This window comes from Bradyrhizobium sp. CCGUVB14, assembly GCF_024199935.1.
Taxonomy (GTDB): Bacteria; Pseudomonadota; Alphaproteobacteria; order Rhizobiales; family Xanthobacteraceae; genus Bradyrhizobium.
In genome coordinates this window covers 4915695-4929438 of sequence record NZ_JANADS010000001.1, presented here as the reverse complement: position 1 = coordinate 4929438, position 13744 = coordinate 4915695, and the positions used below count along the sequence as shown (strand labels likewise).

The 13744-nt window shown below is 65.2% G+C and carries 12 protein-coding genes; 8 read left to right on the top strand and 4 right to left on the bottom strand.

Annotated features, from left to right (window positions below; genetic code table 11):
- The first annotated feature begins 155 nt into the window (after positions 1-155).
- Positions 156-1640 carry a lytic transglycosylase F gene (locus NLM32_RS22755; RefSeq protein ID WP_254131114.1) on the top strand — a complete coding sequence of 495 codons (1485 nt, stop codon included), beginning with the start codon at positions 156-158 and terminating at the stop codon, positions 1638-1640.
- A gap of 2 nt (positions 1641-1642) precedes the next feature.
- Here the strand turns inward: NLM32_RS22755 and NLM32_RS22750 are convergent, their stop codons facing one another.
- Entirely contained in the window at positions 1643-2647 is a 1005-nt protein-coding gene (locus NLM32_RS22750) for an ABC transporter substrate-binding protein (RefSeq protein WP_254131113.1), read from the bottom strand.
- A gap of 99 nt (positions 2648-2746) precedes the next feature.
- On the opposite strand from NLM32_RS22750, the gene NLM32_RS22745 reads away from it, so the two are divergent.
- The 6 genes from NLM32_RS22745 (at position 2747) to NLM32_RS22720 (ending at position 7970) form a co-directional block, all read left to right on the top strand.
- On the top strand, positions 2747-3394 hold the full coding sequence (locus tag NLM32_RS22745; protein ID WP_254131112.1) for a TetR/AcrR family transcriptional regulator: 648 nt from the start codon (positions 2747-2749) through the stop codon (positions 3392-3394).
- Between the two features lie 82 nt (positions 3395-3476).
- Entirely contained in the window at positions 3477-4250 is a 774-nt protein-coding gene (locus NLM32_RS22740) for an ABC transporter permease (protein ID WP_254131111.1), read from the top strand.
- Between the two features lie 42 nt (positions 4251-4292).
- A complete protein-coding gene (locus NLM32_RS22735) occupies positions 4293-5330 on the top strand; it encodes an NAD(P)-dependent oxidoreductase (RefSeq protein WP_254131110.1) in 1038 nt (345 codons plus the stop codon).
- Positions 5317-6138, top strand: a complete 822-nt coding sequence (locus NLM32_RS22730) for a GNAT family N-acetyltransferase (RefSeq protein ID WP_254131109.1) — start codon at positions 5317-5319, stop codon at positions 6136-6138. Before NLM32_RS22735 ends, NLM32_RS22730 begins: the two co-directional genes overlap by 14 nt.
- 6 nt (positions 6139-6144) lie before the next feature.
- On the top strand, positions 6145-7200 hold the full coding sequence (locus NLM32_RS22725; RefSeq protein WP_254131108.1) for a dihydrodipicolinate synthase family protein: 1056 nt from the start codon (positions 6145-6147) through the stop codon (positions 7198-7200).
- Entirely contained in the window at positions 7188-7970 is a 783-nt protein-coding gene (locus tag NLM32_RS22720) for an ABC transporter ATP-binding protein (protein WP_254131107.1), read from the top strand. Before NLM32_RS22725 ends, NLM32_RS22720 begins: the two co-directional genes overlap by 13 nt.
- Positions 7971-7979: 9 nt before the next feature.
- Here NLM32_RS22720 and NLM32_RS22715 read toward each other — a convergent pair whose 3' ends face one another.
- The 3 genes from NLM32_RS22715 to NLM32_RS22705 form a co-directional block, all read right to left on the bottom strand.
- A complete protein-coding gene (locus tag NLM32_RS22715; protein WP_254131106.1) occupies positions 7980-9227 on the bottom strand; it encodes a YadA family autotransporter adhesin in 1248 nt (415 codons plus the stop codon).
- A gap of 401 nt (positions 9228-9628) precedes the next feature.
- Positions 9629-10720, bottom strand: coding sequence for a TRAP transporter substrate-binding protein (locus NLM32_RS22710; RefSeq protein WP_254131105.1), 1092 nt, complete (start codon positions 10718-10720; stop codon positions 9629-9631).
- A 140-nt stretch (positions 10721-10860) separates the two neighbouring features.
- Positions 10861-11412: a MarR family winged helix-turn-helix transcriptional regulator gene (locus NLM32_RS22705; protein ID WP_254131104.1), complete on the bottom strand. Its 552-nt coding sequence runs from the start codon at positions 11410-11412 to the stop codon at positions 10861-10863.
- 466 nt (positions 11413-11878) lie between these two features.
- Between NLM32_RS22705 and NLM32_RS22700 the strand changes: the two genes are divergently transcribed.
- Positions 11879-13735 (top strand): tannase/feruloyl esterase family alpha/beta hydrolase, encoded by a 1857-nt coding sequence (locus tag NLM32_RS22700; RefSeq protein ID WP_254131103.1) that lies wholly within the window; start codon positions 11879-11881, stop codon positions 13733-13735.
- The last annotated feature ends 9 nt before the right edge of the window (positions 13736-13744 follow it).

Here is a 13744-nt window from a genome sequence, read left to right as displayed (position 1 = left end):
CGCTCTACTGGCAATCGTGTCGCACGCCGTTCGCGCGCTATTGGCACAAACTGCATAGCTGGTTCGCCGGCATCGACCTACTCTCCCCGCGAGCTCTTCTCGCCAAGCGCGTCGCCCCGCGGCTCGCAACATTCGGCTGTCGTGGAGAGAACATCATGCCGACGATGCATCGGCCGGGCGAAGTCCGGCGAGCACGGGTCATTCGTCCATTGCTGCCGCTTCTCGCCGCGGCTCTGATTGGCGCGCACATCACCCCGGCTCTTGCCGACCAACCGGTAAGAATCATCGGACTTCCCGCGGTCCCCGTCTGGACCGGCGATTTCGACGGGATGAAGGACCGCAAGCTCGTTCGCATCCTGGTGCCCTTCAGCAGGACGTCGTTCTTTCTCGACAAGGGCGAAGCCTTCGGCTTCGAAGCCGAGCTTGGTCAGGAGTTCGAGACCTGGCTGAACAAGCGCTACGGGAAGAAGCCCTATCACATCAACGTGGTCTTCATACCGACGCCGCGCGATCGATTGTTCGACGAACTACGAGCGGGCAAAGGTGACATCGCCGCCGGCAATCTCACCATCACCGCGGAGCGCGCCAGCCTCGTCGATTTCGCAGCGCCTTGGGCGACGAACGTCAAGGAAGTCCTTGTGACGGGACCCGCGGCGCCAGCCATCGCAGGGCTCGACGATCTCGCCGCAACCGGCGTGACAACGAGGCTCTCCAGCAGCTATTTCACGCATCTGAAGACGATCAACGAACAGCGCAAGCAGTCGGGAAAGGCGCCGATCAAGCTCGATGCCGCCGACGAAAATCTCCAGGACGAGGATCTGCTCGAAATGGTGGGTGGCGGCCTGCTGCCGTGGGTGGTCGTCGATCGTCACAAGGCCGTCGCCTGGTCGGGCCTGCTCAAGGGACTCAAGGTCCGGGAGGACATCACGATCAACGACGGCGGTGAGCTGGCTTGGGCTCTACGAAAGGACAGCCCGCTCCTGACCAAGGAGCTCAACGAGTTCGTCGCCGGCCACCGGCTCGGAACGGAGTTCGGCAACAACCTCAAAGCGCGTTACGTGACCAACGCCAAGGCCATCAAGAATGCGATTGCCGACGCCGGAAAGCTCCAGGCGCTGGTCGCGGCATTCACGGAGTATGGCGGTCGATACGCCATCGATCCGATGCTGCTCGCGGCACAAGGCTACCAGGAGTCCGGCTTCGACCAGAAGATGCGAAACAGCTCCGGCGCGGTCGGCATCATGCAGATCAAGCCGAGCACGGCGCACGAGAAGCAGATTGCCATCAACGATGTTACCTCGCGTGCGGAGGACAACATCCACGCCGGCGCAAAATATCTCCGCTTCCTCGCCGACACCTACATCGCCGAACCCGCCGTCGAGGCCCGCGAACAGGTGTTGATGGCGCTCGCGGCCTACAATGCGGGCCCCGGCAATCTGAAGAAATTTCGCGATTTTGCCAGTAAGCATGGCCTCGACCGAAACCGCTGGTTCGGCAACGTCGAGAACGGAGCGGCGGCGATCGTCGGGCAGGAGACGGTCGGCTATATCGGCAATATCTACAAATACTACGTCGTCTACGCGGCCCAGATCAAAGCAAACGAGGAAGCCGCGAAGACCGACGCCGCGGCCAAGCCGTAACCCTACTTCTTCACCTTGCTCGCATCCATCTTGATCGCGGGATCCAGCATCCCGGTCGAGAACGCCGTCGTCACGTCGAACGGCTTTTCCATGCCCAGATACGTCTGGACCAGCTCGTAATCCTTCTTCATCCGCTCGCCGTCGATCCAGCCGAGACCCTTAGTGGTCGTGAACTCGTCGGTCATCAGATATTTGATGCGCTCCCACTGGCGCTCCTGGTTCTCCTTGTCGAGACCGGAGACCTGGTCGAGCAGCGCCTTCAGGCACGGCGTGACGTCGACGACGCAGGCCGCAAAGGCCTTCTGCGAGATGCGCACGAACGCCTCGACCAGCTTCGGATTCTTCTGGAGATAGGCGCCGTTGACGATCAGCGAATTGCCGTAGGGGTTGAGGCCGATGTCCTTCCAGTTGACGTAGCCGAGGTCCTGCCCGAACTCGATCACCTTCAGATCGTGCTCGTTGTAGAAATCGCTGATGATGTCGACGGTGTGGCTCTTCAGCGCAGCGATCTTCGCGGTCGGCCCGATATTGACGAAGCTGACGGAGTCGGGCGCGAGACCGGCGGCCTTGGCGAAGGCCGGCCACATCACGCGCGAGGCGTCCCCCGGCGGATTGCCGATCTTGTGGCCGGCGAAATCCTTTACGCCGTTCACGCCGTAGCTCTTCAGCCAGTAGAACGTCTGGCCGGTGTTGGCGTAGATGCTCATCAGTGCCACATCGTCGGCGCCCTTGCTCTTGGCGACCAGCATGGTGGCGAGATCGGCGATACCGAACGGCGAGCCGCCGGAGCCGACCTTGGCGGCGGATACGCCGGAGCCCTTGCCGACCTCGATGGTCAGGTCGATGCCGGCCTTCTCGTACCAGCCCTGCGCCTTGGCGTAATAGAACGGCGAATGGTCGGCGGTCGGCGTCCAGTTCAGGATCAGGTTGACCGCCTCGCCCGCGCTCGCCGGCATTGCCGGCAAACCCAGCGCCAGAGCCACGAAAGCCGCCTGCAAACGTTTCATCGTCTGTCTCCCCATTGCCGCACCCGGCTTGTCGCTCTCCCCGCGTGAGGCTACCAATGCAACAAGCCCGTCCTCCACTTGTCAACTGTTTGGTTGGAAATGCCCGCAAAACGATCAGGCGACACCGTGCCGCAGCGCCGCGACCCCGTCGCCACCCGCAAGAAGCTGCTCACCGCGGCGCGCCTGGAGTTCGCCCGGCACGGTTTTGCGGGCGCCCGCGTCGACGAGATCGCGGAGCGCGCCGGCGTCAACAAGCAGCTGGTCTACCACTATTTCGGCGACAAGGACGCGCTCTACCTCGCCGTGCTCGAATGGGTCTACGAGGACATCCGCGAGCAGGAGCGCAAGCTCAATCTCGAGGGCCTGCCGCCGGACAAGGCGATCCGCCGGCTGATCGAGGCCTCGTTCGATCATTTGGCGGAAAACCCCGATTTCATCGTGCTTCTGAACGACGAGAACCGCGGCGGCGCCCGCCACGTCCGCGGCTCGACGCGGCTGGAGGCGATGCATTCGCCGCTGGTGAAGAGCGTCTCCCACATCCTGCACGAAGGCGTGCGCGCCGGATTGTTCCGCAAGGGGATCGACCCGGTCCAGCTCTACATCTCCATCGCCGGCTTGAGCTATTTCTTCTTCTCCAACACGCCGACGCTGTCGGCGATCTTCGGCAAGGACCTGTCGAGCCGCACCGCTCGCCGCGCCCGCCGCCGGCATGTCGCCGATCTCGTGCTGCAGTCGCTCCGGCCGTAATCAACCAACTGGTTGAAACTTGGCGCCGGGACGGTTAAGCTCGGCGTTGCGGTAGTGATGCCGAGGCAACAGGGAGCAGACGGTGGCAGGTGGCGGAGCCAGCAGTCCGGCGCGCAGCGTTGCGATCGTCCTGATCGTGCACCTGGCCGTGCTCGTGCTCTGGCAGGTCGCGGTCGATGCCTTCCACGTGCCGAAATTCATCCTGCCCTCGCCGCTCGCAACCGTGCAGACGCTGGGAACTGCCAGCTATGCCTGGGGCGCCAACACGCTGGTGACGGCGGTCGAGATCCTCGGCGGCTTCGCGCTCGGCGCTTTCGTCGGCGTCGCGCTTGCGGTGATCTTCAGCTGGGCGCCGCTGCTCAGCCTCGCGCTGCTGCCGCTGTTCGTCACGCTGAACATGATCCCGAAGGTCGCGCTCGGTCCGCTCTTCATCGTCTGGTTCTCCTACGGCATCCTGCCGAACATCCTGATCGCCTTCAGCATCTGCTTCTTCCCGATCCTGCTCACCACCGCGCGCGGCCTGCGCGAGGTCGAGCCGGACCTGCTCGATCTCGTCAAATCGCTGCGCGGCTCGCGCTGGACGCTGTTTCGCAAGATCCAGTTGCCGGGCTCGCTGCCCTATGTGTTCTCCGGCATGAAGGTCGGCGCCATCCTTGCGGTCGCCGGCGCCATCGTCGGTGAGTTCATCGCCTCCGAGCGCGGGCTCGGCTACCTCATGATCCAGGTGCAGTCGTCGCTCGACACGCCCGCGATGGTGATGGCCGTCGTGCTGCTGACGTTGCTCGGCGTCGCCCTCTACGGCCTGGTGCTCGTGCTCGAACGCATGTTCGTCGTGGGCGATGCAAGACAAGCCTGAAAACGAACAAACCTGAAAACGGCAAACCTGAAGGACCAATCGATGCTCCTCACCCGCCAGACGCTGCCGAAGACGATCCCTGATATCGCGGCCCTCGACGATCTCCTCTGCCGTCCGACGCAGGCGCTGATCGACGATCTCAAAAGGGTCGAAGGCGACATCATGATCCTCGGCGTCGCCGGCAAGATGGGGCCGACGCTGGCGGGGCTGGCGAAGGCCGCCGCCCCCGACCGCCGTGTCATCGGCGTCGCCCGCTTCAGCGACGCCAGTGTCAAGGACTGGCTGCAGGCGCGCGGCGTCGAGACCATCAATTGCGACCTGCTCGATGACGCAGCGATCAAGGCGCTGCCGAAGGCGCCCAACATCATCTTCATGGCCGGCCGCAAGTTCGGCGCCGAGGGCGATCTGTCGCTGACCTGGGCGATGAACGCGCATGTGCCGGCGCTGGTGGCGCAGGCCTTCCCGTCGTCGCGGATCGTGGCGTTCTCGACCGGCTGCGTCTATCCGTTCGTCGGCGTCGACGGCAAAGGCTCGACCGAGGACATGGCGCCGAACCCGCCCGGCGAATACGCCCAGTCCTGCGTCGGTCGCGAGCGCATGTTCGAGTATTTTTCGCACAAATTCGCAACACCGGGCCGGCTGTTCCGGCTCAATTACGCGATCGACATGCGCTACGGCGTGCTGCACGACATCGCGACAAAAGTGCTGACGGGCACATCGATCGACGTCAGCCTCGGCCACGTCAATTTCATCTGGCAGGGCGATGCATCCGCGCAGGCGCTGCGGTGCCTGGCGCATTGCACGGCGCCGACCACGCCGATCAATGTCAGCGGCCACGAGATTCTGGCGGTGCGCGATCTCGCACAGAAATTCGGCGCCCGCTTCGGCCGCGCGCCGGTGCTGACAGGCAAGGAAGAACCGACGGCGTGGCTGACTGACACGTCGAAAGCCGTGGAGCTGTTCGGCCTGCCGGTCGTCGACACTGAGCAGCTGATCGCCTGGACCGCCGACTGGGTCTCCCGGGCCATGCCGAGCCTCGGCAAGCCGACCAAATATGAGGTGCGCGATGGCCGCTACTGACGGGCCTCCCGTCATCAAGCTCGGCCTGGACGATGCCATGGCCGGGCTCGTGCTCTCGACGGAGGCGCACTGGAACCAGACCGAGGAGGACTGGCGCGTCTTCCTGCGCGACGGCGTCGTGTTCGGCATTCGCACCGGCGTGCTGCTGGTCGCGACGGCCGCGCTGCTGCCCTATTCCGGCAACAACGCCTGGATCAGCATGGTGCTGGTGACGGCAAGCCACCGCCGCCGCGGCCTCGCCACGCGCCTCGTCGATGCCTGCCTGGAAACCGCGCGCAAGAACGGCCTGACAAGCTGGCTTGATGCCACGCCGGACGGGGTTGCGGTCTACGGGCCGCTCGGCTTCACGCCGACGCTGCAATTGCGGCGGATGAAGCTCGCGACACCCGCGCGTGCCGCAGCGCCGCCATTGTCATCCGCGAGCATCGATGCGCTTCGCGCGCGCGACCGGCGGGCCACCGGGCTCGATCGCACCGCGCTGCTGTCAGCCTTCGCGCAGCGCTCCGGCTCGCGCATCGTCTCGGCCAACGGAGCCATCGCACTGGTGCGCGATGGCCGGACCGCCCGCCACATCGGCCCGTTATTCGCCGACAATGCCGCGGCAGCGCTGGCGCTGGTTCATGCGATCGTACGCTCCGAGACCGGCCCGCTCCTGCTCGACGCGGTCGCGCCGCAGGCTGCGTTCCTCGAAGGATTGACCGCATCGGGCTGGACCATCGAGCGCCCGTTCCAGCGCATGCGGTTCGGACCCGCCACCACCGCGAGCGAAGAAATGCCATTCGCCGTCGCCGGCCCCGAATTCGGATAGGACATCATGCACCACAGCCAGATCAACGCCGACGTCCGCAAGCTCATTGCCGAGGGTACCGTGCTGCCGGCGCATCCGCTCGCGCTCACCGCCGAGCGCCAGCTCGACAAGAAACATCAGCGCGCCTTGACGCGCTACTATATCGACGCCGGCTCCGGCGGCCTTGCCGTCGGCGTGCACACCACCCAATTCGCCATCCGCGACGTCGGCCTCTACCGCCCCGTGCTCGAGCTCGCCGCAGAGACCGCCGCGACCTGGACCAAGCGTCCGCTGGCCATGGTCGCGGGCCTCGCCGGCCCGACCGCACAGGCCGTCACCGAAGCCCGCACCGCGCGCGACATCGGCTATCACGCGGGCCTCCTCAGCCTCGCCGCGATGAAGAGCGCCTCCGAGGACGAGATCATCGCGCACTGCACCGCCGTTGCTGCCGAGATCCCGCTCGTCGGCTTCTACCTTCAGCCGGCGGTCGGCGGCGTCATCCTGTCGAGCCGGTTCTGGCAGCGCTTTGCCTCGATCGACAACGTGATCGCAATCAAGATCGCGCCGTTCAACCGCTATCGCACGCTCGACGTGCTACGTGGCGTCGCGGCCGCCGGCGCGCTCGATCGCGTCGCGCTCTACACGGGTAACGACGATCACATCCTGCTCGACCTGATGCTGCCGTTCGACTTGCGCGACAAGGGCGTCACCACGCGCACCTATTTCAAAGGCGGCCTGCTCGGCCACTGGTCGGTGTGGACGGCGAGCGCAATACAGCAGTTCGAACGCTGCAAGCAGGCGCGGCACAAGGACAGCGTGCCGGCCGACCTGCTCGCACTCGATGCCCGCGTCACCGATTGCAACAGCGCCTTCTTCGACGTCGCCAACAATTTTCACGGCTGCATCGCCGGCTGTCACGAGGTGCTGCGGCGCCAGGGCCTGATGCAGGGCCTGTGGTGCCTCGATCCGAACGAGGGTCTGAGCCCCGGCCAGAAGGACGAGATCGACCGCGTCACGCGCGAGCATGCTGATCTGAGCGACGATGCTTTCGTGGCCGACAATCTGAGCAAATGGCTGGCATGAGCTCAAAACCCTTCATCAGCCTGCAAGGCGTCCGAAAGGTCTATCGTAGCGGCGGCACCGAGTTCCTCGCGGTGTCCGACGTGACCATGGACGTGCAGGAAGGTGAGCTGGTCTCGCTGGTCGGTCCGTCCGGCTGCGGCAAGACCACGGTGATGAAGATCCTGGCCGGCCTGCACGGCGCAGACGGCGGCACGGTGACGATCGGCAATGCCGAGAGCCCGTTCGATCCGACCCGCGACATCGGCATGGTGTTCCAGCAGGCCCTGCTGCTGAAATGGCGCACCATCCTGGACAATGTGCTGTTGCCGGCCGAGATCGTCGGCCTGCCGATCAAGGCCGCGCGCGAGCGGGCGCGCGATCTGCTCAACCTCGTCGGCCTTGCCGGCTATGAACAGAAATATCCGCGAGAGCTCTCCGGCGGCATGCAGCAGCGCACGGCGATCGCGCGCGCCTTCATCCACGATCCGAAGCTGATCCTGATGGACGAGCCGTTCGGCGCGCTGGACGCGCTGACGCGCGAGCAGATGAACCTGGAGATGCTGCGGATCTGGCGCGAGAGCGGCAAGACCATCATCTTCGTCACGCATTCGATCCAGGAAGCCGTGTTCCTGTCCTCGCACTGCGCCGTGCTGACTGCGGGCCCCGCCAAGATGGCCGACTACTTCCCGATCGACCTGCCCTTCCCGCGCGATCTTCCGCTCAAGACGACTGATGCGTTCGGCGCCTATGCGCGGCGGATCTACGCGAAACTCGGGCTGGGCTCCTCCTGAGACGAAGGCTCAGAATTCTCCGCCGACGCCGAGATAGGCCGTGTGCTCGGTGCCGCCGCCATTGCCATAGCCGCCCACGACGGTGAACGGCATGGCGGTGTTGAGGCGATGGGCGAAACCAACACCGAAGCCGCCCTCGCCGTGAAACGTGGAGCCGCGGACCTGCCAGGTGGTCTTGCCCGGCGCGGACGGCATCGGCGCGCTGGCGGCCGCAACAGCGGCAGCGATACCGCGCCGCGCTTCGGTCAGGTTGTTGCCGATCTGCGCCTGGAGCGAGCCGATCTGCGACTGAAATCCGGAGGTGATGCCGGATAGCTGGCTCATGTTGACGGCATCGGTCGGGTTGACGCCGGCGGCCACGTTCGTGAGGCGACGCTCGTTGCCGGCCGTGCCGAACGACACGGTGTTGGCGGCGGTTGCGACCGAGCCCGCGCCGATCGCGACGGAATTGGCTGCCGATGCAGTCGCACCTGCGCCAAGCGCGGTGGCGTTGATCCCGGTCGCGTTGGAGGAGGTCCCGACCGAGGTCGTCCCCTCACCATTGGCGTTGCTGAAAGTACCCACCGCCGTCGACGTGTTGCCGGTGGCGATGGCGTTGCTGCCGAGTGCGGTCGCGAAACTGCCGGTGGCGGTGCTGGTCTCGCCGATCGCCGTGGCCCGGGTACCCGTCGCGATGCTGCCCTGGCCGTAGGCACTGGCCGCACCGCCGTTGGCGAAGCTGTTGGCACCGGTCGCGGTCGCGTATTGGCCGCTCGCCCTGCTGTTCTGGCCCGTGGCCGTTGCGGTGTCGCCATTGGCGAAGCTGCTGGCGCCGGTTGCGGTCGCGTTGTTGCCGATGGCACTCGCGCTCGCGCCCGTTGCGGTCGCCGCCGCGCCGGATGCCAAGCTGCTGGCGCCGGTCGCGGTGGCATTCAGCCCGCTAGCGAAGGCGTTGCCTCCGAACGCAGCGGCATTGTCGCCAATGGCACTGGAGTGGGTACCAGCTGCCGTGGCGCCCGCGCCGGTCGCGGTGGAATTGTCGCCAAATGCGCTGGCCGATAGTCCGGTTGCCGTGGTGCCGGTACCGATCGCGGTTGCGTTATCGCCGGTCGCATTGGACAAGCCGCCGATGGCAATCGCGGTATTGCCGGTTGCGGTGGATGAGTAGCCATAGGCAGCGGCGAATATCCCCTGTGTCGTCGCGCTCGGCCCGACCGCCGTGGCAAAGCCGGATGGCGCGTTGTTGACGCCACCGCCGGCCGCGTAGTCGGCAGCCATTGCGGATCCGGTGTGAAGGAATGTGGTCGCGAGAAGGATCGCCAAACAAAAGGCGATCGGGCGCCTAGCGGTCCCTAAAATGCTGTTCCGTGAGGCCATTTTCGACTCCATTCCCTGTTGCGCAAGGTCTGGAGGAATGGCGAAATTCGCACATCAACCGTAAGGTTGAGAAACGCCGGGCGACGTCCCTGCCTATCGTTTTCCGGCAGGATGTTGCAGCAATGCATCGCATTGCGCGGCCCTCCGTCCCGGCCACACGCTCGGAACTCGTAGGGTGGGCTAAGCGAAAGCGTGCCCACCGCCTCTCTCAAACGGAAACAGATCGTGGGCACGGCGCAAATGCGCCTTTGCCCACCCTACGAGAGCCGGGCGCGGCTTAGTCAACCGCGCCCTCCTCGCGATCAGCTCTTATTCCGCATCTTGCTGAGCAGATAGTTGTCGTAATAGTTCTCCGCGATCTGCGTGTAGAACAGCAGTTCCTTCTGATACGCGTCGTGGCTTTCCTTGGTGCGCTTGAACAGGTCGCTCTTGGCGGCGAGCTCGTTCAGATGCTCCTGGGTCGCGTTGTAGCTGGCTTCCATCACCGGCTGCGGGAACGCCTTCAGCTCCGCGCCGTTCGCGATCAGCCGCTTCAACGCCGCCGGGTTCACGCTGTCGTACTTCTCGAGCATCCAGGCGCCGGCCGCGGACGCGGCCTGGTTGACGATGGCCTGGTACTGCTTCGGCAGGCTCGCCCACTTCTCGTCATTGACGATCATGTGCAGCATGGCGCCGCCTTCCCACCAGCCGGGGAAATAGTAGTACTTGGCGACCTTCTGGAAGCCGAGCTTCTCGTCGTCATAGGGACCGACGAATTCGACCGCGTCGAGCGAGCCCTTCTCCAGCGCCGCATAGATGTCGCCGCCCGCGAGCTGCTGCGGCACGACACCGAGCCGCGCCAGCACGTGGCCACCCATGCCGGCGATGCGGAATTTCAGGCCCTTGAGATCGTCGACGGTCTTGATTTCCTTGCGGAACCAGCCGCCCATCTGGGTGCCGGAATTGCCGCAGAGAATGGCGTGCGTCTTGAACGGCTTCAGCGCCTCGTTGGTCAGCTCGGCGCCGCCGCCAAAGTACCACCAGGACTCCTGGTGGCGATGGTTCATGCCGAACGGCGCGCCGGTGGCGTAGGCCAGCGCCGGCTCCTTGCCGATGTAGAAGTAGAGCGGCGTCTGCGCCATCTCGACGGTGTTGACGCTGACGGCATCGAGCGCCTGCAGACCGGGGACGAGCTCGCCGGCGGCAAAGGTCTGGATCTGGAATTTGTTGTCGGTGGCTTCAGCGACGTATTTCGCGAAGGTCTGCGCCGTGCCGTAGATGGTGTCGAGCGACTTCGGGAAGCTCGAGGTCAGGCGCCATTTGATCTCGGGCGCGCTTTGCGCGATCGCAGGGGCCGCAACCAGCGTCGTCGCGCCGGCGACCGCGCCGCCCTTGAGAAATGTACGGCGTTTCATGTTGGGGTCTCTCCCTCTCAGTCAGGCTTGAAATGGGTGGCGTAAGCCACGGTCGTCGCGGACCGTTTGCCTGTTCCCGCCACCCAGTTCAAGCCATGATAAAGGAGGGGCGCCCTGCCCAATCAGCGCTGCCGCCGCGGTCAGGCGTCCCCGACAAAGACCGACAGCGCCTGTCGCAATTCCTTGTAGGCGCGCGGTCCGATCTTGGCCGCGAGCGCCTTGTCGCTTTCGGCCGCCGCAGGCCTCAGCCCGCCCAGCAGCGCGGTGCCCGCCTCGGTCAAATAGAGCACGTAATAGCGGCGGTTGATCGCCGACGCCGTGCGCCGCACCAGGCCCCGGCCCTCCAGATGATCCACCAGCCTGCCGAGCCCGGCGCGCTCGATCGACAGAAGCTGCGCGACCGCCAGCTGGTTGACGCCGGGATTGGCGTCGATCACGCAGAGCACGGAAAATTGGGCGGGACTGATCTCGAAGGCCGCCAACTGACGGCTGAATTCCTTGAAGATCCAGAGCTGCGCCCGGCGAATGGAATAGCCGAGCAGTTGCGAGAGGTCGCCGAGGTCAAGCGGTTTCGCCTTGGCCGTTTTCGTGCCGGATACGACGCGCGGCGCCGGTCGCGACGGCTTTGTCACGCGCGCCGCCCGCTGCGGTCGCGCGATCCGCTTCCTGATCCGTGCCTTGCCTGGCTGCATCGACGTGCATCTTTCGCAAAGCCGGTGCAAGCGCATCCGGCTGCATCTCGAGGATTCGGACAGCGAGTCTAACGCAACGCGGTCGGATCGAGAAGCCGCGCGGACCATCGCGGCGGCGCGTACAGCTTCTACGACAAGTTGCACAGCAATATCGCGCAATGCGTCATGTTGACACGACAACATGGCTCGCCTAAGGATCGTGAAAGCCTGCCGCACCGCGAGTGGGTTCAAGGGGAGCGAACGTCCGTGCCGTCATCAGGGGTGGGCACCGATCCGCATGCCATGGCGCATCGCGGCGGAGCGGTTTTGCGCGTGAATGAAACTGCGTCGCGGCGCATCGCCGGCGAACACTCATCTCTCCCCATAACGATTCAGAAAACGTCTCCGACCACCCGACACCTCGCCGGTTCGCGATGCGTCGCGTGCATTCGTTCAATCATCAACGTTGAAACCGGGAGGGCATGACATGAAACGATTTTTCCTCGCCTCGACGATCGTCGCCACGTGGGCGTCGCTCGGCCCGCAGGCAACGGCACGCGGGCTGCCGCCGAGCGGCGTGGCCCCGCGCTCGTCCTGCACCGCCCTCACCGGGCTCACTCTGCCGAACACGCAGATACTGAGCGCGACGCAGAAGTCCGGCTATTGCAACGTGGTCGGCATCATCAACAAGCGCGTCTCCACGCAAGACCCCGATCATTTCACCTACGGCATCGGCTTTGCGCTCAATCTGCCCAACACCTGGCATGGCCGCTTCGAGATGATGGGCGGCGGCGGCACCGACGGCAGCCTCAATGCCGACCCGCAAGGTGCGGCCGGCGTCGAGCTCGGCCAGGGCTGGGCGGTGGCGGCCGACGACGGCGGCCACGAGGACAGCGCGACCAACGTGGTCGGCGGCCATCAGGACGACGACGCCAATGCCGGCGGCTCCGCGCATTTCGCGATCGATGCGCAGGCACGCCGCGACTACGGCTATAACGGCATCGAGAAGACCGCGACCACCGCCAAGCAGATCATCTCCGATTTCTACGGCCTCGAGACCGTCTATTCCTACATCATGGGCTGCTCGAACGGCGGCCGCGACGCGATGGTCGCCTCGCAACGATCGCCCTGGCTGTTCGACGGCGTGATCTCGCAAAACCCGGGCTTCAACCTACCGCAGGCGGGCCTCGCCGAAGCCTGGAACGAGCAGGTGCTCGGCACGCTGTCGACCAGCAAGGACGTCAACGGCCAGCCCTATATTCCCGACACGTTCCCGCAGCAGGACCTTCAGGTGGCATCGGCTGCGATCCTGAGCGCCTGCGACGCACTCGACGGCCTTGTTGACGGCATCATCGACAATTACCACGCATGTACGGCGAAGAAGGTGTATCCGGCACTCGCGAGCTACACCTGCGGCACCGGCTCGCACGGCAGCACGCCGCACGGCGGCACTTGCCTGACCGGCGCACAGGTCGATGCGCTGAAGAAGATCTACACCGGACCGGTCAATTCAAAGGGCGAGCGGCTCTATTCGAACTGGTTCTGGGATGCCGGCATCTGGACGCCGCCGACCGCGCCGGGCGCAGGCTGGCAATTCTGGAACGTCGTCACCGCTCCGGTGCCTGGCGTCAACACCGCGATCAATCTGACGCTCGGCGCCGGCGCGATCCCGATGATCTTCCAGACGCCGCCCGTCGTCACGCCCGTCAACGGACCGACCGGCCAGGAAGCCTTCGTGTTCAAATTCAACTTCGACACGGATGCACCGAAGATCTTCACGAAGACCGCGGCCTATCCTCAGAGTTCGATGGACTTCATGGCGGCGGTCGCAACCGATTTGCGTCCGTTCAGGTCGCGCGGCGGCAAGCTGATCATCTCGTCCTCGGTCAATGACGGCATCTTCTCCGGCGCCGCGATCGCCCGCTGGTATCGCAAGATGAACCAGCGCATGGACAATCACGCGACCGATTTCGCGCGGCTGTTCATGGTGCCCAACATGGCCCATTGCGGCGGCGGCGCAGCGACCACTAGCTTCGCCACCAACGAGCTCAAGGCGATCACGGACTGGGTCGAGAACGGCATCGCGCCGGAACGGATCATCGCGGCCAATACCAACACCACCTCGCCCTACCCGACCGGCGGCGTGTTCGACCCGCGCATTGCCCAGAACTTCCCGACCGGAGGCACGCGGCCGCTCTGCGTCTATCCCAGGATTCCCGCGTACAAGGGCAGCGGCCTGACCAGCGATGCGGCAAGCTTTGCGTGCGTCGATCCCGGCTTCGGCCGCGGCGGCGACCACGACTTCCACGACGATGACGACGGCCACGGCGGCGACGGGCACTGACGTTCTGGT